The organism is Campylobacter concisus, assembly GCF_015230015.1.
Lineage (GTDB): Bacteria > Campylobacterota > Campylobacteria > Campylobacterales > Campylobacteraceae > Campylobacter_A > Campylobacter_A concisus_AF.
Window position 1 is genome coordinate 110,993 of the sequence record NZ_JAAKZC010000004.1, and the last position, 25,006, is coordinate 135,998.

General features: G+C 34.6%; 16 protein-coding genes. 12 read left to right on the forward strand and 4 right to left on the reverse strand.

The annotated features are described in order from the left end of the window. Positions 1-42 precede the first annotated feature (42 nt). Positions 43-1,137, forward strand: a complete 1,095-nt coding sequence (locus G6W42_RS03625) for a GGDEF domain-containing protein (RefSeq protein ID WP_194172979.1) — start codon at positions 43-45, stop codon at positions 1,135-1,137. Then, positions 1,130-2,179: a GGDEF domain-containing protein gene (locus G6W42_RS03630; RefSeq protein ID WP_194172980.1), complete on the forward strand. Its 1,050-nt coding sequence runs from the start codon at positions 1,130-1,132 to the stop codon at positions 2,177-2,179. The genes G6W42_RS03625 and G6W42_RS03630 overlap by 8 nt, the downstream gene beginning before the upstream one ends. Positions 2,180-2,204: 25 nt before the next feature. Here G6W42_RS03630 and G6W42_RS03635 read toward each other — a convergent pair whose 3' ends face one another. From G6W42_RS03635 to G6W42_RS03645, 3 genes are read right to left on the reverse strand one after another with little or no spacing between them, the layout of a single operon-like run. Further along, a complete protein-coding gene (locus G6W42_RS03635) occupies positions 2,205-3,488 on the reverse strand; it encodes a TRAP transporter large permease (protein ID WP_194172981.1) in 1,284 nt (427 codons plus the stop codon). Between the two features lie 11 nt (positions 3,489-3,499). Then, a complete protein-coding gene (locus G6W42_RS03640) occupies positions 3,500-4,042 on the reverse strand; it encodes a TRAP transporter small permease (RefSeq protein ID WP_194172982.1) in 543 nt (180 codons plus the stop codon). After that, entirely contained in the window at positions 4,042-5,034 is a 993-nt protein-coding gene (locus G6W42_RS03645; protein ID WP_194172983.1) for a DctP family TRAP transporter solute-binding subunit, read from the reverse strand. Before G6W42_RS03645 ends, G6W42_RS03640 begins: the two co-directional genes overlap by 1 nt. 421 nt (positions 5,035-5,455) lie before the next feature. On the opposite strand from G6W42_RS03645, the gene sodB reads away from it, so the two are divergent. Next, entirely contained in the window at positions 5,456-6,073 is a 618-nt protein-coding gene (gene sodB, locus G6W42_RS03650) for a superoxide dismutase [Fe] (RefSeq protein ID WP_194172984.1), read from the forward strand. 654 nt (positions 6,074-6,727) lie between these two features. On the opposite strand, the gene G6W42_RS03655 is transcribed toward sodB, so the two are convergent. Continuing rightward, on the reverse strand, positions 6,728-7,894 hold the full coding sequence (locus G6W42_RS03655; RefSeq protein ID WP_194172985.1) for a MalY/PatB family protein: 1,167 nt from the start codon (positions 7,892-7,894) through the stop codon (positions 6,728-6,730). An 87-nt stretch (positions 7,895-7,981) separates the two neighbouring features. Here G6W42_RS03655 and G6W42_RS03660 point away from each other — a divergent pair, with 87 nt between their 5' ends. From G6W42_RS03660 to G6W42_RS03700, 9 genes are all read left to right on the forward strand, one after another. Further along, entirely contained in the window at positions 7,982-8,437 is a 456-nt protein-coding gene (locus G6W42_RS03660) for a DIP1984 family protein (RefSeq protein WP_194172986.1), read from the forward strand. A gap of 218 nt (positions 8,438-8,655) precedes the next feature. Beyond that, a complete protein-coding gene (locus G6W42_RS03665) occupies positions 8,656-9,798 on the forward strand; it encodes a trans-sulfuration enzyme family protein (RefSeq protein WP_194172987.1) in 1,143 nt (380 codons plus the stop codon). A 9-nt stretch (positions 9,799-9,807) separates the two neighbouring features. Continuing rightward, positions 9,808-10,338: a thiol peroxidase gene (tpx, locus tag G6W42_RS03670; protein WP_194172988.1), complete on the forward strand. Its 531-nt coding sequence runs from the start codon at positions 9,808-9,810 to the stop codon at positions 10,336-10,338. 267 nt (positions 10,339-10,605) lie between these two features. Further along, positions 10,606-14,298 carry a DUF4062 domain-containing protein gene (locus G6W42_RS03675; protein WP_194172989.1) on the forward strand — a complete coding sequence of 1,231 codons (3,693 nt, stop codon included), beginning with the start codon at positions 10,606-10,608 and terminating at the stop codon, positions 14,296-14,298. A 19-nt stretch (positions 14,299-14,317) separates the two neighbouring features. After that, positions 14,318-15,868 (forward strand): toll/interleukin-1 receptor domain-containing protein, encoded by a 1,551-nt coding sequence (locus tag G6W42_RS03680; RefSeq protein ID WP_194172990.1) that lies wholly within the window; start codon positions 14,318-14,320, stop codon positions 15,866-15,868. 161 nt (positions 15,869-16,029) lie between these two features. Continuing rightward, entirely contained in the window at positions 16,030-16,878 is an 849-nt protein-coding gene (locus G6W42_RS03685; protein ID WP_194172991.1) for an NAD-binding protein, read from the forward strand. A gap of 351 nt (positions 16,879-17,229) precedes the next feature. Further along, the gene (locus tag G6W42_RS03690; RefSeq protein WP_194172992.1) at positions 17,230-18,480 is read left to right on the forward strand and encodes a hypothetical protein; all 1,251 of its coding nucleotides are present in this window, start codon (positions 17,230-17,232) and stop codon (positions 18,478-18,480) included. Then, a complete protein-coding gene (locus G6W42_RS03695) occupies positions 18,477-21,254 on the forward strand; it encodes an AAA family ATPase (protein WP_194172993.1) in 2,778 nt (925 codons plus the stop codon). Before G6W42_RS03690 ends, G6W42_RS03695 begins: the two co-directional genes overlap by 4 nt. 26 nt (positions 21,255-21,280) lie before the next feature. Continuing rightward, a partial coding sequence (locus tag G6W42_RS03700) for an ATP-binding protein (protein ID WP_194172994.1) occupies positions 21,281-25,006 on the forward strand: 3,726 nt, incomplete at its 3' end.

The following is a 25,006-nucleotide window of genomic DNA, read 5'->3' on the forward strand; positions in this document are numbered from 1 at the left end:
GGTCTAATTAAATTTAATGGATGAAATTAACGGGGAGAATGCTTGGTACAGGAATTTATAGAGCAAGATAGCTATAAGGCTATCGATGACATTTACAAAACGATATTAAACGTAGCGATAGTAAGTAACGCCTTTGTCTTGATCGTGCTGTGTAGTTTTTACTTTGACTTAACGATCATTTTTATCTGTTTTTTATTTCTTTCTATTAGCACAGCTTTAAGGATTAGATTTAATATCAAATACAGGTTTTTAATCTCTGCCATCTTCCAACTAAATGTCGTCACCGCAGTTATCACTGGCGTTGTTGGCATGGGTTGGAGCTCTAATATATGGATAACACTCCTTGGCGTTATCTTTATAAACTACTTTTTGGCTTTTAATCAAAGGCTTCTTACCTACTCTGTCTGCCTTCTTGAGCTATTTGTCCTTTTGTGGCTATATCTTACATATAAGGATAAAGTAGTTGAGATAGGCTCCATGGTACAAATAGGCTCAACCTGTATAAGCGTTTTCTTTACTTTTTACTTGGTCTTTAGACTTTCGTTTTTCTCTGATGCGATCACATCTAGTGGCTACAAACAGATCAGTGAAGAGAAAGAGGAGATAGAGAGAATTTCTAAGTATGACTTTTTAACTGGTCTTTTAAATAGACGCTCTATTGAGAGAACACTTAGATATGAGCTAAAAGAGCTTAGAGAGAAAAGCAGTGATGCAAATTTAGTCGTTATGCTAGGCGATATAGATAACTTCAAAAAGATAAATGACACCTACGGACACGACTGGGGCGATAAGGTCTTAAAAGAGATCGCAAGGGCTTTGCAAGATACTTTTAGAGAAAATGACCACATCTGTAGGTGGGGTGGAGAGGAATTTCTAGTTATCTTGCCTGAAGTTAAAACTGAAGATGTAAAAAAAGTAGAAACCAGACTTGGCACAAGGATAGCACAGGTAAAGTTGCCTGATAAGAGCTCGGTAACCATGACCTTTGGTCTGGTTCTTTGTGCAAATGGCGTTATAACTGATATCGACACAGTCATAAACAAAACTGATAAAAAGCTATATGAGGGTAAGAAAAATGGCAAAGACCGCATCGAGTATGAGATCATGAAGGCAAATAAGGACAAAGACAATGCCTAAAATTTCACTTTATATCTCACAAAAGATCATCGTCTTTTCGCTCCTAGCTGTACATACTTTTTACCTAGTTATGTTTTGTCTCATGGGCGAAGAAATTTTGGCTGTGGCAAATATCCTATCTGTTAGCATATATCTTTTTGCACTAAAGATACTCTTTGATAGCGAAGAGAACAACAAGATCGTGATGTTTATCTTGCAAGTAGAAATTTTACTTCATGCCTCACTTTGCGTCTTTATCCTTGGACTGGGCTGGGGTTTTGAAATTTTATTTCTAACATCAACAATTAGCCTCTTTTTCTTATCAGTTAGTTTTAAAATGTTAAGCAGACTTATCTCTTTGCTAGATATCGCGGCATTTTTGCTTTTTTATCTAGTGATAGATCTACCAGTAAAAGATGATACCTTATATAAAGAGATATTTTTTGTATTTAACCTAACTGCATCTTGCGTGTTTGCCGTCCTAACATCATTTTTGCTAGAGAGCTCAAATTTATTTATATTCTTAGGCATCTTAGAAGAGAAAGAGTCTGCTAAGGCTGTCTTTAACCACGACCCACTAACTGGGCTTTTAAACCGAGCCTCTATGCAACAAATTTTTAGACAAAAGAATTTATTTGACGGCAATGACTTTGCTATCGTGATGTGCGACATCGATAACTTTAAAAAGATAAACGACACCTACGGACACGGCGCAGGAGATGAAGTGTTAAAGAGCCTTTCTAAAATTTTCAAAAACGCTTTTAGAAATGAAGATAGGGTTGCGAGATTTGGTGGTGAGGAGTTTTTGGCTGTTATCTTTGATGTTAAAAAGGCAAAAGCAGTTAGCATCTTGGAGCGTATCAGAGAGACGCTTAATCAAAATGTCGTTGAATTTGAAAACCATAGGATCATAGCGACGATGACCTTTGGTGTAGTGGCTCACAGCGGCAACACTGAGGTAAATATCGAGCGCATGATAAAGCAAGCTGACGAGCTACTTTACGTTGGTAAGCGAAATGGTAAAAATATCGTTATGAGTGCGGATTACGATCCAAAAGGATAAATTTAGAGGCCTAAGCCTCTAAATTTTAATGTCCATACATTATGTTTGGTAGCCAAAGTGAAATTTGTGGTATATAAGTAACCAAGATAAGGCCAAAGAAGAGAGTTAGCGTCCATGGCAAGCACGCCATGATGACCTCTTTTAAGTTCATATTTGTAAGACCGCTTGCGACAAATAAATTTAGTCCAACAGGCGGAGTCACCATACCTATCTCCATATTTACAACCAAGATGATACCAAAGTGAATAGGATCAACACCAAGCTGCGTAGCTATCGGTAGCAAGAGCGGTACCATGATCATGATAACGCTTGAAGGCTCCATAAACTGACCCATGATAAAGAGCAAGATATTTACAAATATCAAAAATCCTATCATGCCGATATTTGCATCAAGTATCATCGATGCGATCGCTTGTGGGATCTGCTCGCTAGTTAGCAAATATGCAAAAACAACGGCATTTGCGATGATAAAAAATATCATAGCTGTTGTAAGAGCTGAGTCTAGGCAGATATCCCAAAGATCTTTTATCTTTATATCTCTATAGATAAAAAGTGAGATAAATAGCGCATAGACTGCACTTGCCGCAGCAGCTTCAGTCGGAGTGAATATGCCTCCGTAAATTCCGCCGATGACCACAACAACGATCAAAAGCGCCCAAAATGCTTTTGAAAATTTTTGCACTCTTACTTTAAATGGTTCAGCCTTAGTCGCTTTAAATCCAAGCTTTCTTGCGCCAACGTAGGTTTGTACAAGCATCATGCCACCTAGCATAAGACCAGGTATGACACCTGCCATAAAGAGCTTTCCGATACTAACCTCCGCTGTTACGCCATAAACTATCATAACAACTGAAGGCGGGATCAAAATACCAAGCGAACCGGCCGTAGTTATGCCGCCCACTGCGTACTCTTTTGGATAGCCAGCCTCTTTTATCGCTGCAAACATTATTGAGCCAATAGCCACAACCGTCGCAGGTGAGCTTCCAGAGACCGCTGCAAAGATAATGCAGGCAAATATCGCACTCATAGGAAGACCGCCTGGCAAGTGTCCGACCATAGACTTTGCAAAGTCGATGATACGCCTTGCTGAGCCACCTTTACTTAGTAAATTTCCAGCCAAGATAAACATCGGGATCGCCATTAGCGAAAATTTATTGATACCATCAAAAATTAGCTGCGGGATCGTAGCGATGTCGATATCTGTAAAAAATATCATCGTCAAAACCGTACTCGTTCCCAGCGAAACCGCCACTGGCACGCCTATCAGCATCAGCGCAAAAAGTAGGATAAATAAAAATGCTATTGTCATCTTTTTTCTCCTTAGTCTTTGACTACGCTACCATGAGCTAGCTCGTGCGCTTCGTTGCTCACGACTTGTGCTGCAGGCGTTAGCGCTACTTTGATAGCCTTTTCAGCTGAGCGGTAGCTAGCTGTGACGAAGGCTATTGGAAGCACTAGCATAGGGACCCATTGAGGTATGCCAAGGTCTATGATCATCTGCTCGATCTCGTGCAAAATTTTAAGATAATCAACCGAATAAACTGCGATAAATATCAAAAAGACCGTTGTTAAAATGTGCGAAAAAAGTAGGCACGCCTTCGCGAGCGCTGGTGGAAATTTCTCCACCAAGATAGTTACGCTCACGTGAATGCCCTTGTTAAAGCCATATGCTGCGGCAAAAAACGCCGACCAAATGAATAAGTAGTTTGATAGCTCGCTCGCCCACGACCAGCTTTTATCAAAAAAGTATCTGGCCATGACGTTGGCAAAGGCTAGCAACGTACCAGATGCGAGCCCAGTTACGGCGATAGTTTTGTTTAACGAAACTATCACAACATCAAGGACGTCAAATATTTTTTTCATCATTTCGTCCCAAGAGTTTTTTCGATTAGCTCTTTGCCGATGACGTCGTAAAATTTAGGATAGATAGTCTGCATAGCCTTCTCCCACTCAGCCTTTTGAGCGTCGTCGATCTTGAAAATTTCTAGTTTTTTGCTAGCAGCGATATATTTTTCAAGTTCAGCTATGACGTGAGCGTCCTCTTTTGCTGTCTCTTCTCTCTCGTAAGCTGTTGCTTCGCTTAGAGCTTGTTTTACATTTGCCTTTAGATCGTCTGGTAGTTTGTTCCAGAATTTATCGCTCATAACGACTAGATAGCCCAAATATCCGTGACTTGAAAGTGTAAGCGAGCCTTGAACCTCGTGAAATTTCGAGTTATAGAAATTTGATAGTGGGTTTTCAGTAGCATCAACTACGCCTTGTTGAAGCGCAGAATAAACCTCTGAAAATGGCAATACTTGCGGGTTGCCGCCAACTACTTTGATCTGCTCTTCTAGCACTTTTGAGCTTTGGATCCTAAATTTTTGTCCTTTTGCATCTTCTGGCACAAGAACTGGCTTTTTGCTCGAGCTAAAGTGCTTAAATCCAGCATCCCAATAATCAAGCGCCACAAAGCCCTTCTTAGTCACAAGGCCTTTTAGCTCCTCGCCGACCTCGCCATCTTGAACCTTGTGAAGATGGTCTGCATCTTTAAAGATGAAAGGCAGGTCAAATAGCTGAAACTGCGGCACGATAGGTGTAAATTTAGAAAAACTAGGAGCTGCCATTTGGACATTGCCAAGCTTTAGCGCACCAAAAACCCTATCATCATCAAGTAGCTGAGCTGATGGGAAAACTTGAACTTTTATCTTGCCCCCACTTAGCTCCTCAGCACGCTTAGCAAAAAAGTCAGCCGCCTTGCCCTTTGGCGTAGAAGCCGCAACGACGTGAGCAAATTTGATTGTATATACTTTGTCAGCACCAAATGCTAAGCCACTGATGGCACATGTAAAAAGTAAAGCTTGTAAGAATTTCATCTTTTATCCTTTGTAATGGTTTTGTTAGGTGCATTATAAATTTCAAAAATGAAAATTTGGAAATTTTGTTTCGTAAATGCACAATTATTTATTTTTATATGTGTAGTTTAGTAACAAAAAGCTCTTGAAAAGTCAAATTTTATTTTATAAATTTTTATAAAATTTTCAGCGATAAGCTTTTAGGGAATATTTGTTACATTTTTACACACTAAATTTATTTTATTTTTGCTTTTATCAAATTTTAAATTTACTTATCCAAGTCTAGTGGCCGTTTTGCTCTAAATTTAAAAGCAAGCAAGAATTGCAAATTTAGCTAGCTTAAATTTAGCCTATATTTTGGGGTTAAATTTAAAAGATTTTCATTCGTTTATCTTTTGTGGCTATAATGCGAAATAACAAATTTTATCATTAAGGAATTATTATGTTTGAACTAAGAAAACTTCCGTTTGACGCAAATGCCAATGCAGTAGTTAGTGCTAAGACCTGTGAATACCACTACGGCAAGCACCACGCAACCTATGTTGCAAATTTAAACAATCTCATAAAAGATACAAAATTTGCCAACGCATCATTTTATGAAATTCTAAAAAATAGCGAAGGCGGCCTTTACAACAACGTCGCTCAAGTTTATAACCACGACTTTTACTGGGACTGCATCGCTAAAAAAAGCGAGATGTCAAGCGAGCTAAAAGCTGCGATCGAAGCAAATTTCGCAAACTTTAAAGAGGAGTTTTTAAAAGCAGCTACAACACTTTTTGGCTCAGGCTGGGCGTGGCTTGTATTTGATCCAAGTAGCAAAAAGCTAGAGATCGTGCAAACTAGCAACGCAAAAACTCCAGTGAGCGATGGCAAAGTGCCACTTTTAGTCGTTGACGTTTGGGAGCACGCTTACTACATCGACAACTTCAACGCTCGTCCAAAATACCTAGAGACATTTTATGAGAATATAAACTGGGAATTTGTAAGCAAAGCTTACGAGTGGGCGCTAAAAGAGGGTCTTGGCTCAGTTGAATTTTACACAAAAGAACTACATAAATAATATCTGGCGGGACTTCCCGCCTTTAAATTTCTGCTTTTATTCAAATTTATCAGCAAAATCACTTTTTTTGAAAGATAATACAATTTTAAACGGCTCAAATTCTTGTTTTAACAAAAATGACTTCTTTTAAATTTAACGCTAGCGCGAGATATCTCACTATTTTTTCAAATTTGAGTTGCTAAATTTGGCAATTAACTTGCACTATATTTACTGCTTTAAAAGGTGCAAAATACTTGTTTTAGTGACCGCCCTATTTTGACTGGCAACTTTTTTAAATTTTATGCGTCAAGATCAGTGCGACTACCTCGCTCTTAAATTTCTCTCTTTCAAATTTAAACTACTAAATTTATGATCCAAAACTACTTAAAACTTTAAAACAACTCCCAAGCACGACCAAGACACTCTTTTAATGCACTAGCGCATGCTGGAGAGATATCAAAAATAGCAAAACTGGCTTTACCACCTGCCCTATTACGACCAAATAACTTCCTGCTTAAATTTAAAGCTATCAAAGAACCAACGTAGGCTATCCAACCTTAAATTTATCAGCAAAATTTTTAAAAGTGGAGGCAATATCTGCTACTCTAAAATATCCCAAGTAGCTTTTTGCATAAAGCAAAGGCGGCTTAAATTCCAAAGCCACCCAGCCAAAATTTATATCTTTGAAGTGTATAAATTTATACCATTTTGCAAGCGTTTTAGCCCTTCAAGCACCCTCTCACGCTGCGTTGCGATATTCATACGAAGGAAAAATCTATCTCCTCTGTAAGCGTTGCCGTCATTTAGCCAAAGTCCAGCTTTATCACGCAAGAAATTCATGAACTCACTCGAATCCTCGCAAAACGCACTGCAGTCAAGCCACAAAAGATAAGTCGCACTTGATGGCAAGAGCTTCACTGGTAAGCCTTGCTCTTTTATGAAGTTTGCGACGACCTTTTTGTTTTCAAAAAGATACTCTCTAAGCTCATCAAGCCACGCCTCGCCCTCGTTAAAAGCGGCTATTGCGGCAATGATCGCAAAGGTATTTGCCTCGCCAACCTCATCGTAATTGATAGCAGCATTTAGTCTTGCTCTGATCTTTTCATTTGGCGTGACGACGGCTGAGCTTTGAAGGCCAGCTATGTTAAAGGCCTTTGTAGGCGAGATGCACGTGATCGAGTTGTTTTTGCACTCCTCACTCACGCTGATAAATGGCACGTAGTTTAGCCCTGGATCAGTTATGTCGCAGTGAATTTCATCGCTGATAACCAAAACATCGTGCTTGTAGCAAAGCTCGCCTATCTTTTTAAGCGTCTCTTTGTCCCAAATTTTGCCTATTGGATTGTGTGGGTTGCAAAGAAGCATCATAGTAGTTAGCGGCTGAGCTAGCTTCGCCTCTAGGTCGTCAAAGTCGATCTCGTAAGAGCCATTTTTATAAACAAGGTCGTTTGATAAAATTTCACGTCCGTTGTTTTTTATACAGTTAAAAAAGACGTGATAGACAGGCGCTTGCACTAAAATTTGATCTCCTGGACTGCTAAATCTCCTAATGGCAGTTGAGATGGCCGGTATGACGCCAGTGCAAAAGCACATCCACTCGTTTTCTAAGCTCACATTGTGACGTCTTTGCCACCAGCTCCTTATCGCCTCGTTCCACTCTTTTGGGATGAAAGAGTAGCCAAAGACGCCGTTATCAAGGCGCTTTTGCAAGACGTTTAATATCTCAGGTGCAGCCTTAAAGTCCATATCTGCAACCCACATCGGCAAAACATCATTCTTCATACGCCATTTTGATGAGTTAGTGCCTTCTCTGCTTACTAATGTGTCAAAATCGTACTTCATAGCTTTTCCTTAAATAAAATTTTAAATCAATTATAACCCAAAAGATACTAAGATAGTTTAAAACTTAATACCAAAAAAGGAAATGTGATGAAACTAGCTCAGGCTCTCATACTAAGGGCTGACACGCAAAAGCGCATCGAACAGCTAAAAGTCAGACTACTTAGCAACGCAAAAACGCAGGAAAATGAAAAACCTAGCGAAGACCCAAAGCTTCTTTTAAAAGAGCTTGATAAGCTAACAAAAGAGCTTTTTACGCTCATTTGCTCTATAAATTTGACAAACTCAAGCGCCAAATTTGATGGCATGAGCCTAACTGAGATGATCGCTAAAAAGGACGCCTTGGTGCTAAAAGCAAACGTGCTTAGGGAGTTTGCCACAAGTGCTAGTCAAAAAGTGGATCTTTACTCAAACAGCGAGATCAAAATTTTAAGCACAGTCGATGTTGCCGCACTTCAAAAGCAAGTGGATGCGCTTTCAAAAGAGATCAGAGAGCTTGAGATGAAGCTTCAAGAGGCAAACTGGGCGGTTGATCTAGTAGAGTAAAATTTATGGTAAAAATTTAGCCAGAAGCGAGTAAAAAACCATACATTGGCGGCTTGCGAAGACCAGGCAAAAGCTTAAATTTAGTCTTAGCAATCTTACAAATGCAAATTTAAAAAGCACTTTTACTACCACTTACTGGTTTGGCTATATTTTGGGTGGGTTTGGGGAAAATTAATCTTTATCATGTAAAATTTCGTAAATTTTTAAAAAGGAAATTTATGAAACTAGACACTCTCATCGTAAAAGGGATCGAGGCTAAAAACAACCCAAACAAAGCGGTCGTTCCGCCTGTATTTTTAGCTAGCACCTTCGTGCAAGATGACCTTGAAAATTTTCAAGAATTTGCCTACTCACGTGGCAACAACCCTACGAAAAAAGCATTTGATGATATCTTTGCTAAGGTTGAAGGCAGCAAATACGCATTTAGCTTTGGCTCAGGCATGGCAGCAACAGCAGCTGCACTTAGTCTTATAAAAACAGGGCAAAAGGTCCTGCTAAATAGCAACGTCTATGGCGGCACTTATAGGTATGTCACGACTGTTTTTGAAAGCCATGGCATAAAGAGCGAATTTATAGATGATCTAAATTTTTTAAGCGAAGGTGACATAAGCGACGACGTGGCAGCGATCTTCATCGAAACTCCGTCAAACCCTCTTTTAAGAGTAACTGATATCGCTAGGGTCTCAAAGATCGCTCACAAAAAGGGTGCTCTAGTCATCGTGGATAACACATTTTTGACGCCTTACTATCAAAAAGTGCTTGAGCACGGAGCTGATATCGTAGTCTATAGCGCTACAAAATATATCGGCGGACATGCTGATGTGATCGCTGGTATCGTAACGCTAAACGATGATGCTTTGGCTGAAAAGATAAAATTTGCCAAAAATACGCTTGGTGGCATCATCAGTCCGATGGACGCATACTACCTAATACGTGGGCTTAAAACACTTAGCGTTAGGTTTGACAGACAAACGCAAAATACCCATAAAATCATAAAATTTTTAGAGAAAAATGACGCCGTTAGCGTGGTGCATTTCCCTGGCTCATATAGCGAGCAAGAGGCAAAGATGCAAGCAGCTCAAGCAAGCGATATAGGCGCTCTTATCTCATTTGAGCTTGATGAAAAATATGATGTAAATAAATTTGTAAAATCACTAGAAATTTTTGATCTAGCAGTGAGCCTTGGTGGCGTAGAGAGCCTTATCTGCAGGCCTGCAACGATGACGCACGAGGCATATCCAAAAGAGCTGCTAGATAAGATCGGCATAAAGCAAAATTTGCTTCGCCTAGCAATCGGCATCGAAAACGTCGATGATCTAATAGCCGACCTTGATCAAGCGTTTAAAAAAGCTAAAAGATAAGGAGAAAACATGGCAACTACAAAATTTAAAGGTAGCGATGTAAATTTAAGCGGAAACGAGCTATTTGTCGGCTCTTATGCACCTGAGGCAAGAGTGGTCGCGCAAGATCTTAGCGAATTTAGCGTGGGCGGGAACAACGGCATAGAAGTGCTTGTTTGCCTGCCATCACTTGATACTGGCGTTTGTGCGGCAGAAGCACGTAAATTTAACGAAAAAGTAGCCGGAAAACACGGCGTAAAACTTAGCATCATCTCAAACGACCTGCCATTTGCGATGGGGAGATTTTGCACGACTGAGGGCATAGCAAATTTGCGCGTGGGAAGCGACTTTAGATACGGCGAATTTGCCCAAAACTACGGCATGCTGATGAGTGAGGGCGCACTAAAAGGGCTACTTGCAAGAGCGGTCTTTGTCATCAAAGATGGCGTCATCATCCACAAGCAAATCGTCCCTGAAGTGACAGAAGAGCCAAACTACGACGCAGTTTTTGACGCGATAAAACAAAGCGGCGGATGTGGTTGTGGCTGCGGCTGCCATTAAAAATTTAAACTAACGCTGCTTGTGCGGCGTTAGGCTATGAATTAAAACTTTCTACAATTCATTATTTCATTAAAATCATAATGTTATAAGATTTAACTCACATATAATTTATATACTTAAATACAAAATAAGATATTATAATAAATTCTTTTAATTAGCTAGAAATGACCTAAGAGCATAAATTTCTGTATCACATAGAAACTAACCTTTAACATATAATCGTCTTTATTTTTGCTACAATTGACTATAAAGTCTAGGAAGATGATCATGCAAAAGGTTTTTAGAGTATTTGTCTCATCAACATTTTCTGATTTTAAGGATGAAAGAGAAATTTTACAAACAGAAATTTTCCCTGAAATCAAAAAATACTGTGCAGACAAAGGCGCTTTATTTCAGCCAATTGATCTTAGATGGGGAGTAAGCGAAGAAGCACAGCTAGATCAAAAAACACTAGAAGTGTGTCTTGATGAAGTCAAACATTGCAAGAATCATCCTAAACCAAATTTTATACTTCTGGCTGGAGATAGGTATGGTTGGATACCCCTACCTTTCATGATAGAAAAAGATGAATTTGAAATACTATTATCAAAAGTAAAAGATAAAAAATTACTAAAAGAATGGTATAGACTAGACGAAAATCAAATCCCAGCGTCATATAGATTGCAAGAACGTAAAGGCAAATATGTTAAATACGAAGAATGGGAAAAAGCAGAAAATACATTAAGAGAAATTTTACAAGAAGCGTCTAAAGTTCTTAAGAAAGAAAGCCAAATAGCAAAATATTTCACTTCTGCTACGGAAGCTGAATTTTTAGAGCGTATTTCTAAAGATGAAAATGTAAAAGATAATATTTTTGCCTTTATAAGAAATATAAAAGATAAAGGTAATACAAACAATAGCTTCTATGAAGCAAACAATCACGAAAGAGCCGCAAAGCTAAAAGAAAAGATCAGAGAACAAGTATCAAATTTACTAGAGCTAGATGCAAAAATAGTAGATGAAAATGAATTAGATTATGAAAAAGATAAATTTAAAGAATGTCTGAAAAAGTTTTTAAAAGAAAAAATTGATGAGTTTTTTAAAAGTGAGAACAAAAGCGATCAAGGAAATGATGATAAAGAAAAAAAGGAAGATGGGAATCTTTTTTTAAAATTTAAAACAAACAAGCTTGAAGATTTTATATCAACACCAGAGCTTGATAAGGTCACAAAAGAGCTACTAGACTATATAGATGATATAAATTCTAATAAGCCATATTTTATATCTGGTAGATCTGGAAGTGGAAAGTCAGCCCTAATGGCCCACATCATAGATGAAGCAGAGAAAAATTTAAAGAAAATCTCTTATATTTTTATTGGAACTACTCCAAAATCCACTAACTTAAACTATGTCCTTAGTTATTTACTAGGTGAAAACATGCCTTATGTAGACACTGAAGATGGCAATGTCATAATAAAAAATGCAAAAATTAGTTTCTCCCAAAAAGATGATGAGGGAATATCCTCCAAAGAGGATATCTTTTCATATAAAGATATGTGCAAAAAGGCTGTAGAGATCATTAATAGTCTTGGGCAAAAAGAAGAGAACTTTGTGTTTATTGTAGACGCCATAGATCAACTAAATACAGACAATAATCCAGAGTGGATACCAGAGATATTGCCATCTAATGTTAAGCTTATTATAAGTATGCTAAATGATGACAATTACAGTGATGACTCAAGTGCTTACAAATTTATAAAAGAGAGAAATTGCAAGGTTATTGAACTAAAAAAATACTCAAAAGCCTTAGATCTTTTAGAAAACACATTAAAGAAAAAAAATAGAAAGGTCACGCAAGAGCAATCAAACTATTTCTTAGAACAATACAAAAATGCTCAAACTCCATTTTTTATAAAAATGGCTGCAATGGAAATGGCAGAGTGGAGAAGCTATGATGTGATCAAAAAAGATGTTGATCTAGCAAATAATAATAAGGATGTAGTAAAGGAATTCATATCAAATCTAGGTTCGATACATCATCATAATAAAGATTTTATTCAAAAGATACTATGTTATCTTTATATATCGCAAAATGGACTCTCTGAAAATGAGATATTAGAATTACTTGATTGTATAGTAAAAAATAACAACAAAAGAAATAATAAATTTATAGAAGCAGTATCTCCTGGGAAATGGCATAAAAATCCTATACAAAATTTCCCTACAGTGCATTGGAGTAGATTATGGTATGTATTAAAAGATCTCTTAAAAAGAAGTGTTATAGATGGTAGAGAGGTATTATACTTCTTTCATAGAGAGTTTGAAAATGCTATTTATGAAATTTATGAAGATGAACTAAAAAAAGAGACTGAAAATTTTTTAGAAGATATAGTAGTTTTGCTTGACACTTCTAAGGGTAGGTGGCAGGTATTATTTTTATCAATACTTGAATTTTATGTAAATAGATACAATGAAAATATTGATAAATATTGTCAAATCCTAGCAAATAAAAACGATATAGACTATACTTTAAGAAAAAGAAATAAAAAATTAACATATTTATCTCACAACAATCCAAGCAAAGACTTAATAAGTAGATTTAAAATTTTATCTTATATTGTAGAGATTTTGTATAAAAGAGATAGTGAAAAATGGTCCAGGAGTAAGGCTGTAATAACAAATAACCTCGCTACCATATATTTTAAATTTGATAAAGAAAATAAAATAGAAGATATAAAAGAGTTACTTAGAAGTTCACTCGCCGCTATCGATAGTGGAAGTAATAAAGAGCAGTGGATAATAACGTATAAAAAGGTATTTACAAATATTCTCTTTGTATGTCTTTATATTGGAGGCGATAAAGAGCTAAAAGATCTCTTAAAAAAATTTAGAGGCTACAAGCAAGTAAATAGTGGGAATATTGTTTTTGGCAAAGAACCATATGCCTTGCTTGATATCACTCCTGATCAATTAAATGATAGTGCAATAGATTTATTCCTCAACTTACATATAGAAGATATAGATGAGAATTTGGCAAATATCTTATATGAGATATGTGTCAAAATTGTAAAAAACAATAAAAATATTAATCTAAATCAACGCATTAAAGTATTAGAAAAAGCAAGCTCTATCATAAAACCACTATATGAAAAGTTGCCTGATAGATACTCAAATCACTATGCAGATATATTAAATACATTGGTTATGTTATATTATGAGCTCAAAGATATAAATAATGTCGTAAATAGACTACTAGAGCTTCCACAGGAAAATATGGATGATGTTTTTATAAATCTATCCTATAGCAATATTATTTCTTTTACACATAATTTTACCAATGCAGGCAATATCAATATTGCTCTAGTGCTGTTGGCGAAGATAAAGGATATTATAGAGCCTTTATATAATAAAGATAACAAAAAATGGGCAAACAATTGGGCAGAAATATTAAATTTAGCTGCCAAGAATTACTCCATTAAACAAGATGGCAATAATGTATTTAAAATGCTAATAAATTTACCTACAGATGGGCTAAATGATGAAACAGCAAATACGTGCGTAGCAAATATAACACAGCTACATAATATTATAAAAGCTCCAAATTTAGCGGATCAAATAAAAGCACAAAAAGTTTTATTAGAAAAAGCAAGAGAGATCACCAAGAATAAATACAACGAAGATCCTAAAGAATGGGCGAGTGATCATGCAAAAATTCTAAACACCCTTGCAGTTAGATACAAAGACCTAAACGATATAACAAATATGTTATCAGCCTTACAAGACATACCCGAACAATATCTTTCTGTAGAAGCGATAGATATGTCGTTTAAAAATATTGTAATTATCGCAAAAGCATTAAAAAGAGGTGGGGATCAGGAAATATCGAAAGAGCTTTTAAATAAAGCCAAAATCATATTGGAACCAGAGTTTAACTATTGGAACAATATGCATATGGAAGTATTGAATGAGCTAAAAGACTAATACAAACAAAGAGGTAAAAATGCTATTTATTTCACATTCTAGCGAAGATAAAAATGAAGTAAATGAGATAGTAACTAAACTAAATGTATCAAAACTACTGATATGGATATGTGACGATGATATATCTAGTGGGGCCGACTATACCAAAGAGATACCAAAAGCCATAAGAAATTCAAATGCCATTGTGTTTGTGATGTCCAAAAATTCGGTCGCATCCAAACACGTATTAAAAGAGTTAGGGCTGGCATTAAAATACAATAAGCCGATATTTCCTATAAATATAGATGGATGTGAAACAACAGAAGATACTGAATACTTCTTTGTAGATACGCAGATATTTTATAAAAAAGATAAAGATATAAATCAATTTATCAGTGATATAAAAAATAAATTGCGCCCACCTAGAGATAATACTTTAAATCTAAGCAAGACAAATATTAAAACCTTTGCTATTCAACACTTTAAAGCGATGAAATATAAAATTTCACTTGGTGACTGGGAGAAAAATAAGCAGGTAGATAAATTTTGCAAGAACTATCCTAATTTAAAAGATGAACTTATAAAATATCTATGTGAAAACTGTTTTTGGGCCAGTAAGGGCAAAACTGAGCTTATCATCTCACCGCACTTTCTATCTTGGGCTACAATATCTTATTTTAAAGGATTTGAGGGGGAGTTATATTGGGATATAGCAAATTTCATAAAGCCTGATTTTGTTAAAAACAATGATGTTTTGCTTAGAGAAAAAAGCGCTTTTGCAAATAGTCTTAGAAATAACGGGAGCCAAAAAGAGTTAAAAATAACTTTTTATCTGTTTATTAAAACCCCACCAATATTTGAAAGTAAAAAATACCCATTGCCTTTTTTTAAAAAGTATAGCGAAAAAGAGCAATTGCCTAATTTATTTATAAACAACTCTATAATGCCCCAATGGATCGATATAGATAGCGCAGAAACAATAAACAGCGATATCTTTAAAGGATTTAAAACAGCTTATGAAACCATAAAAACTGATGAGGATATAGAACTGGAAAATATAGAATATGAACAATATAATGGCAGAATCGCAGAGACAATGGCAGCGACATTTTTAAAGAGAAATGGTCTTTTGGTGCAAAGATTTGGTATAGAAAATACACTTGGAAATTCACTCTCTTTTGTGAAACGAGCGATATCTTTAGAGGATAGCGATGCTATAGATAGCATTAAAGAATTTATGAGCTCTCCTGATCTATTGGTAATAAAACTTAATACAAAGAATGAGATAGTAAATTCTTTTATGATGGATGTAAAATGGCGAGAATTTAAAAATAAAAGTGACTTGATAGATAGTCTATCAAATGGGGATTTAAATTTTCAAGCTAAAAAATATAGTAGATATTGGGAGCGAAGTTTTTTATTTTTATTTGCTATTTTTAAGGAAACGAAAGAGATAAAAATATATATAATAAACGCAAAAGATACTGCGCAAGAGCCAATTGAGCTAAAAAAGGATACTAGATTTATTTGGTTGGATGAAAACGAAATAGAGATTTTATATAAAGAGGCTACTAAATATTGGATAAATTAGATATGTAGCCTAAAAACAAATATTTCACGTCAATACTTAGTTTTATTAAAAATACTATATTCATTTTAACCATACAACCTGTAAATATAAAGTATAATAGCCCATTATAATTTTCGTGATTTTAAATTTTACACTATAAAAATTATTTTTTGGAGAGCACAATGAAGTTTGATTTAAAAAGGTATTATCGTAGTTTTATATATAGCAACTTAAATGATACAACGATGCTGATATGTGGCATCTTAACTGTCTTTTTCTCTTTTTTTGGACACTCCGTTGAAAATGGCTTCTTTTCTGGCTTCCTAAAATCAGCTTACCAAACACTAGCTCTATTGCTTGGAAACTATGATTTTAAAGCAACTAACATTGTCAGCAAATGCTCACTCTATATAGCTATAGTCTTTACTCTATTTTTTTATTGCAGTGTTTTTATTAAGCTACTTGGCAAAAAGCTTCGAACATGGTGTTTTTTAAAATTTTTTGCAAAAAATCATATCGTGATATGTGGTGCTGGGGATATGGGATATGCCTTGGCTAAAGATATTTTAAACAAACATCAAGATAAAAAGCTATTGGTCGTGGATATAAATCCTACAAATGATAATTTAAATAGTATATGCACACTTGGTGGATATGCCATATCTGGCAACGCTATCGATAAAGATGTGTTAAATAAGCTTAATATAACAAAAGCTGAAAAAATCATCCTTATGACTGGTAAAGATATATCAAATTTAGAAATTCTGGACGCTATCACTAAAGTTATTCCTGAAGCAGATAAAAACGATCCAGATAATGAAAAAAATATATACATACACTTAGAATCAAAAGAAAACTACGAAATATTGCAAAGCATAAAAGAAAAAGAAAACGACAAAGTATCGCTAAGCATAAAAACCAGAAAAGATAAATCAAGTTCAGAAATTCTGGACACTATCACTAAAATTATTCCTGAAGCAGATAAAAATGATCCAAATAAAAACAACGAAATATTCCAACACATAAAATAAAAAGAAAACGACAAAGTATCGCTAAGCATAAAAACCAGAAAAGATAAATCAAGTTCAGAAATTCTGGACACTATCACTAAAATTATTCCTGAAGCAGATAAAAATCTTCCAGATAATGAAAAAAATATATACATACATTTAAAATCAAAAGAAAACGACAAAGTATCGCTAAGCATAAAAACCAGAAAAGATAAATCAAGTTCAGAAATTCTGGACACTATCACTAAAATTATTCCTGAAGCAGATAAAAATGATCCAGATAATGAAAAAAATATATACATACATTTATCATCAAGTATGATTAATATAAGAGCATTTAGTATTTATGACAATGCGGCACAAACATTATTTATGAAACACCCTCTAGGTGAGAATGTAGATACAATAGATAATGGTAGTGTAAATCTTGCCATAGTAGGCTTTGATGCAGCAGGGCTATCTGTGCTATACCGCGCTTTGGCCTTAGGTCATTTTTTTAACGGCAAACCACTAAACGTAACGATCTTTGATAATAACCACGAAAAAAAGAGAGCCGAGTTTTTAAAACTATATCCTATTAGCTTAAAGGCAGGTGGTATAATCAATTGGAATATAGACTTTAAAGATGATGGAGAGTTGTTTAACAAAGATGGAATAAAAAATTTTACTCAAATCATTTTTTGTAAAACTAACGTTCAAGCAAGCCTTACTGATATAGCTAGGATAATAAAAAATCAATCAGCCCATTTAGAAAAAAAACAGTTTTTTATATTTATAGATAAACATGATGGCATAAAAGGCATTGCAAATGATATCAAGATAGGTGATAAAAACAAAATAGACATTATACCTTTTGGCAACTTCTCTCAAATTTGCTCTTACGATGTCGTTGTAAATGAGATATACGACAAAATGGCCATAAGAGCAAATCAACGATATAATGATCTTCATAATTATGAGACAAATTGGGGCAGTCTGTCACCTTTTTTACAAGACTCAAATAGAATGCAAGTTGAACACTTGCCGATAAAACTAAAAGCGATAAACAAGCTATTGAGCGAAAACAGATTTTTAGAGTATGATGAAGCAAAGGAAAAAGCTCGAAATAGATGGTTTGATCTTGAGCTTAACGGCCAAAAAGTTTCTGACATAAAAAAAATAAATTTATGGGATAATATAGAGGGGGCTAAGACTTTAGCAACGTATATAAGCCTTGATGATATAGAAAAATTAGCCAAAATAGAAAAACATCGCTGGAATGCTTTTTATATCTTAAATGGCTGGACTACTATACCAAAACCAGAAGGACAAAACTATCCTCGTAGAAAAGATGACAATAAAAAAGAGCATGCTCTTTTGATCGGCTGGGATGAGCTAGAAGAAGCTTCTAAATATATAGTTGAAGATGGTAAAAATGATGATGAAGAAGCTTCTAAATATATAGTTGAAGATGGTAAAAAACCTCATAACTACAAAAGTGATGATGTAGAGACAGTTATGAGAGCTTACGATATGATAGTTTCAGCTTTTGAAGATGACAAAATCTTGCAAGATGAAAACTCCATCTATTGTAAAGAGATATTCGAGTTTAAACAAAAAATAGACAGAATCAAAAAAAAATGAGAACCATTTTCCTAGCGGCTAAATATATAGCCATACAAAAAGGCAAAGATACTATAGAGGCCAAAGATTTAGCAGAAGCGGTAAATTCAGTTGAAGTTACTGATCCTAATTTTAAAAAAATCTTAGCATCGATTGGTCTTAAAAGATCTAAAAATAGCACTAAAATAGATGAGCTTGCCATTAATATTGCAACAAAAAATAACACTGTTAGATTTTCTGAAGAAGTAAATAACATAAAGAGGGTTCTTGAACAAAATGGATATGGCTTTAACACAAATATTAGCAATCTTAAAAAGATAGATAAGAGCGAATCACAAGAAAAAGCGTGGCATACAAATCAAGGGTGCTTCTCTTTTATTAACAAAATAAAAAAAGAACTAGAAGATAAAATTTACTCCCAAGAACAAGCCATAGAGACGATACTGGATAAAGTCGTAACATTTTATTATAGGAAAAATGCAAATTCTTTAAAAGCTATCTTCTTTTTTCTTGGACCGCCAGCCACTGGCAAGACCTATTTGGCTGAAATACTAGGGGAAATTTTAACTGGTTATTCTACTAAAATCTTTAACATGAGCACATACCAAGGTAAAAATCAAAATTTTGCCCTTACTGGACTAAGTGCTGGCTATAAAAATGAAAGAGAAGGCGATCTAACTAAATTTGTAAAAGAACACCCTAAGTCTATATGTGTGTTTGACGAGATCGAAAAAGCCCATCCAAATGTTCAAAATGTCTTTTTAGACATTATGGCTAGGGGTAAAACAGATGATGATTTTACTAAAAAGACTGTTGATTTTAGTGAATGTATTTTTATATTTACATCAAATTTAGGCAGTGAGCTCTACTCTAATAAAAATTTCCTAAACACTATGGCGCTAGAGGTAAATTCTGCTCAAGACATCATTTTAGAAACTATCAGCAGAGAGAAAAGCACTGCTTATAGCAGAGGTGAAGCAGAGCCTATCTTTAAACCAGAATTTTTATCTAGACTTGCTCAAGGCGAGATAGTGTTGTTTAACAAGCTTACTTTTAATGCACTACTGCATATCGCTAGAGAAAATTTCCAAACTGATATGAAGAATTTTGAAAAAGCTTTTGACTTAAAAATAGAAATGCCAAAAGAGGAAGAGTTGCTGTTAAAAGCAAATTTACTTACATATCTGCCATTTATCGATGCAAGACGCATAAAATCAAAATTTAGCCAAAAGATATTTGATAATATAACAGATCTTTTGAGAAGCTACCAAAAAGATATCAAAAAGATCAAATTTATCATAGATAGCGAAGCTATAAAGTCTCTAAAAAATATCATAAAAGACGATCCAAAACAAAACGACGATCTAATTATGGACTGTTTTAGAAAAAATAAAACATTAAAATTTTTAAGCAAGATCGAAGTAACAAATAAGACATTAATTATTGAGTATCACAATGCTTACATAACCAAACTCCCAAAATCAGTTGATTTTTCGGGCGAGGCAGGAAGTATAGTGGCCGATATACCTAGTATAAAATTTGATGATATAGCTGGGCATGAGAAAGCTAAAAAACGCTTAAATGAGATAGCAGTTCTTTTAAAAAACAAAGAAAAAATAGCAAATTTCAATGTAGATGCACCAAAAGGCATATTACTTTATGGGCCTCCCAGCACTGGCAAAACAATGCTTGCAAAAGCATTTGCAAATGAGGCTGAGCTTCCTTTTATAAGCACTACAGGAAGCGAACTCCTTGATATAGAATTTATGAAAAAAGCATTTAAAAGAGCTAGAGAGTATGCTCCATCGATTATTTTTATAGATGAGATAGATGCGATAGGCAAAAGAGACGGCAGCAGGTTAGATATTTTAATCAATCAATTTCTAACTGAAATAAACGGCTTTAGCGATAGCTCAGATATTTTCATCATCGCTGCTACAAATTTAAAAGAGAAGCTAGATCCTGCTATTTTACGCTCTGGTCGCATAGACATACATATCCATATCGGTATGCTAGATAAAGAAGCTCGTGAATATTTCATAGACAAGATGCTTAAAAATCCAACCATAGGCAGTATAAATAAAAGCAAACTTATAAAATTTAGTGTAGGGATGAGTGGAGCTGATTTACAAAAAGCATATAGGGAAGCATCCCTAGAAGCTTTGCGTAACGGGCTTGGTGGCATTAGTGAAGAGCTAATTTTAGAGCATATCAACAATGTAAAATACGGCGACAAGCTAACTGGCAAAACCTACGCACAAATACAAGCTGAAACAGCATATCATGAAGCAGGTCATGCCATCATCTCACATATATTAATGCCGCATGTAAAAATAGAACAAATAACGGTTGAGCCAAGAGGCAAGGCTTTTGGTTTTGTAGCCTTTGACAGAGAAGAGGATGTTAAAAATTTAAGCTTTGATGACATCAAAAACCAAATTTGCGTCTCTTTTGCAGGTCGAATAGCAGAAATTTATTTTCAGAAAAACGAAGGCATAGACACTGGCGCAACCAACGACCTAAAAGTTGCGACAAATTTAGCTTATAATGCCGTTAAAAACTATGGTATGAGCAACATAGGATATATAAATTTAGAGTCTATTGATAGCTTTGGAGATAAGCTAAACGACAAAATAGACAACGAAGTTTTAGAAATTTTAAAAGAACAAAAAACAAGATGTGAGCAATTAATCAAAGAAAATGAAGATAAGATAAACAAACTAGCAAAACTTCTTATAGAAAAAGAAGTTATTGATGAAGATGAGTTTTTAAAAGAGGTTAAAGATGATAATTAAGCCTTAAAAATGCCCTAGGACATGCCATGAAAAAAGCTTTTAGATTATTCATATCTTCTACTTTTGAGGACTTTAAAATAGAAAGAGACCTGCTTCAAAATGAGGTTTTCCCTAAGATACGAGAGTACTGCGAAAGTAAAGGCTTTTCCTTTCAGCCCATAGATCTTAGATGGGGCATAAACAATGAAGCTCAACTAGATCAAAAAACTCTACCGCTCTGTCTTAGAGAGGTGAGAAACTGCGCGTCATATCCACATCCAAATTTTCTAATCATGCTTGGCGATAGATATGGCTGGGTACCGCTTCCTTATATAATAGACAAAAAAGAATTTGATGATATACGAAAAAATTTAAAGAGTTCAGATAAACAACTACTAGACGAATGGTACCGACTAGACAAAAACCAGTTAAGTGAAGATAAAGACCGTGGCTGCTATATATTAAAACGTAGAGACGGAGCTTTTGTAAAATACGAAGAGTGGTATAAAGTTGAAGAAAAAATACGCCAAATATTGCAAAAAGCATCCGAAAATTTCCCAGAAGATAAAAAGAAAAAATACTTTATGTCTGCTACGCACCATGAGTTTGAGGAGATATGTAAAAACGAAAGCAACAAAAATTTCATAATCTCTATCTTTAGGCGGTTTAAGAACCAAAAGCAACCTCGCAATCAAAATATCGAAAATTTTAGACAAAGTGTAGAAAACAACATACCAAAAGAGTGCAAACACAATATCATTAACGAAGAGATTGATGATAAATTTAAAATATACTCTAAAGCTAAATTTATAGCCCAAATAGTGAAAAAACTAAAAGCAAATATAGACGCAGGCATAAAAGAGTTGAGCAATGCTCCAGAAAATTTTGAACACAACATATTTAAAACACAGCAGATAGATACATTTTTAGGCAGGCAAAAATCACTAAAAAAGATCGCCAACTATTTAGATGATGAAACTAACACGCCACTCATCATATACTCTCGCTCTGGCATGGGTAAAACAACACTTATGAAAAAAGCGATCGAAGAGGCAGAAGAAGCAACCCTTGGTAAAGCTCGCATTTTTTATAAATTTGTTGGAGCTGATGGCAAATCCTTTTATAAAAGGGATTTATTAACTGATCTCATCTGCGAGATAGAAGACTCATCACAAAAAGACGCCCTAAACAACCTAAGTAAATATGATTTTGACAAGCATATCAGCGAATTACTCTCAAGCGATAAAGATGAAAATGTAGTTATTTTTATAGACGCACTTGATCAGCTTAAAGCAACAGATCAACTCTTTTGGCTACCGCAAAGACTTGGTAAAAACATAAAGATCGTTTTATCTGTATTAAAAGATGAAGAATTTAGAGATGACAGCATTTATTTTGAAAATTTGATCAAAAAATATGGAGATAAAAATACCATAAATTTAAACAATGATAGTTTGAGTAATGAGGCAAAAGGACTATTTAAAAATTTCCTTAGCAAACATAAAAGGACGCTGACAAGAGATCAAATAAACGAGGTAGAAAAGAAATTTAAAAGTGCAAACTGCTCTCCTTTGTATGCATTTATCATCTCACAAGAGCTAAAAAATATAAGCTCAAACGACAAAATAGATATCGCGGACGATATACCTAGCGCTATAAATGAATTTATAGATAACCTTGAAAATTTATACCATCAAGAAGAGCTTCTTATGCAAAAGGTCTTGAGCTACATAGCCTTTAGCAAATACGGCATTAGCGAGAACGAGCTACTTGACCTACTATCAAAAGAGATAAAAAGCGACAAAAAATTTTACAACAAAGTCTTTTTTATAAAAAATGTCTCTTTGTCTAAAAATATATCATTCCCTATATCTCTTTGGGCGAGCTTATCCAGCCTACTTGAACCATTTTTAGCTCTTGTTTATAAAGACGATAAACTACTCATAAACTTTTTTCATAGGCAGTTTATAGAGACTATCTCCAAAAGATATGAAAAATACAAACAAGAAACACATCTGAAACTGGCAGAGTACTTTTGCAGCTTTGAGAAAAAAGAAGAACTATGGGATAAAAGATACTATTCGCCAAGAGCTCTAAGCGAGCTATTTCACCACTTATACTACTCAAATTCTAAGAAATTTGAAAAATATCTAAACGATATAGAACTTATCGGAAGCATATATGACCATTATAAATTTAAAGATTTCAGAGAGATTTTAGATAACCTAGATGAAGATAAATTTTTAGCTCAAAAAAGCTTCTACCGAGAAAAAGACTATCTTTTCAATGATAATACGAACTATTTTAAATCACACATTGTGTTGTTTCAACTAGCATATGCAGATGGTGAAGACTCACAACTAACTATATCCGCTAAAAAGCTATTAAAAGCTGGTAAAGCAAATTTCTGCTGGCTTAAGTCTAGCAGTATCCCCGCAAATTTTACCAGGACTGGACTATTAGCAGTTTTTGACTGGGAAAATGCTAAAAGACTATCAAATGGGAATTTTTTGGTTACAAAGTCTGGAGGTAACCAGTGTATTTTTTCTAAAGATTTCAAATTTCTAGCAGATCTAAGGACAAGATCCAAAAGTTACTATGAACTACAAAATGGTAATCTCTTAAATAAAACATTTAAAACTGTTGATTATGATGATATAGAGATTATTACGACTATTACGAATGATGGACAAAATGTCAATACACCAAAGGAGTTAATATTTGAGAAAGAGCTAGAGAATGGCGATCTGCTACTATATGACAGAAAAAACTATGGCGTATATTCTGTTGATCTAAATTTAAAGAAGCAATATTCAAACAAAGAATTTGACTTTTTTATGATACAAAAATACGAACTAGATATGCAAGATAACTATAAGTATTATCTAGAACAAGATATCAAGATCGAAAGAATTACTTATGATTATATATATGATGAAGACGACTACCCAATTCCGCTTTATAATTACAATATATATGACAAAAAGGACAGCCTGCTCATAACAGCACAAGATGTTGCTCTTTTTAAAAATAAATACATATTATTAAATATATGTAAAGACGATAACTCAGCTCTTCATATCTACTCTCTTGGTATGAAACTTATAAAAGTTATATCACTAAGCATTAAAAGCTGTTGCGTAAAGGAGCTTAGTAATGGTGATATACTTTTAGACAACAGTGCCATACTAACCAGCGAATGGGAAATAAAATATAAATTTGAAAAGATAGCACTGATTAAAAATAATACTCTGTTAGTAGCTGATAAAAATGGTACCTCATTTTTTGACGAGAATTTAAAAAATATCTTATTTGTGAGCAATCTCAAATTTAAAGATCTTACAAGATTAAAAAACCAAGATTTACTCATATATTTTGGAGATAGCATCATTTTTACTACCGACGATTTAAAAACTATAGTGACCATTGTGTCTAAAAATAAGTCCGACCTTTTTAACACCGACGATATCCTCTTTAAAGACTTTGGCGATATCATGGTTTTATATAGAGACCACATAGATATAAAATTTTATGAGACAAAAACTGGGGAGCTCTTTAAAACTCTGCCAGTGCAAGATAGTATAACTGGTTTAGAAATTTTTAACAACAAGGCATTGATAAACCTTGGAGAGTTAAAAAAGGCATTTTTATATAGTCTAAAGCAAAGCTACAACAAGATAAGCAACTTCAATGGAAAACTAGAAAAGGTTGGTGCCTTTACAAATAGTTATGTAATTGCACATTTTAGTAATGGAAATATCTATATATACTAC

What these genes read in the sequence shown, in the direction of transcription:
- tpx (WP_194172988.1), top strand. Translation starts at nt 9,808, where the DNA reads ATGGCAACTACAAAATTTAAAGGTAGCGATGTAAATTTAAGCGGAAAC.
- G6W42_RS03655 (WP_194172985.1), bottom strand. Translation starts at nt 7,894, where the DNA reads ATGAAGTACGATTTTGACACATTAGTAAGCAGAGAAGGCACTAACTCA.
- sodB (WP_194172984.1), top strand. Translation starts at nt 5,456, where the DNA reads ATGTTTGAACTAAGAAAACTTCCGTTTGACGCAAATGCCAATGCAGTA.
- G6W42_RS03695 (WP_194172993.1), top strand. Translation starts at nt 18,477, where the DNA reads ATGAGAACCATTTTCCTAGCGGCTAAATATATAGCCATACAAAAAGGC.
- G6W42_RS03640 (WP_194172982.1), bottom strand. Translation starts at nt 4,042, where the DNA reads ATGAAAAAAATATTTGACGTCCTTGATGTTGTGATAGTTTCGTTAAAC.
- G6W42_RS03685 (WP_194172991.1), top strand. Translation starts at nt 16,030, where the DNA reads ATGAAGTTTGATTTAAAAAGGTATTATCGTAGTTTTATATATAGCAAC.
- G6W42_RS03660 (WP_194172986.1), top strand. Translation starts at nt 7,982, where the DNA reads ATGAAACTAGCTCAGGCTCTCATACTAAGGGCTGACACGCAAAAGCGC.
- G6W42_RS03635 (WP_194172981.1), bottom strand. Translation starts at nt 3,488, where the DNA reads ATGACAATAGCATTTTTATTTATCCTACTTTTTGCGCTGATGCTGATA.
- G6W42_RS03630 (WP_194172980.1), top strand. Translation starts at nt 1,130, where the DNA reads ATGCCTAAAATTTCACTTTATATCTCACAAAAGATCATCGTCTTTTCG.
- G6W42_RS03665 (WP_194172987.1), top strand. Translation starts at nt 8,656, where the DNA reads ATGAAACTAGACACTCTCATCGTAAAAGGGATCGAGGCTAAAAACAAC.
- G6W42_RS03690 (WP_194172992.1), top strand. Translation starts at nt 17,230, where the DNA reads ATGAAACACCCTCTAGGTGAGAATGTAGATACAATAGATAATGGTAGT.
- G6W42_RS03675 (WP_194172989.1), top strand. Translation starts at nt 10,606, where the DNA reads ATGCAAAAGGTTTTTAGAGTATTTGTCTCATCAACATTTTCTGATTTT.
- G6W42_RS03645 (WP_194172983.1), bottom strand. Translation starts at nt 5,034, where the DNA reads ATGAAATTCTTACAAGCTTTACTTTTTACATGTGCCATCAGTGGCTTA.
- G6W42_RS03680 (WP_194172990.1), top strand. Translation starts at nt 14,318, where the DNA reads ATGCTATTTATTTCACATTCTAGCGAAGATAAAAATGAAGTAAATGAG.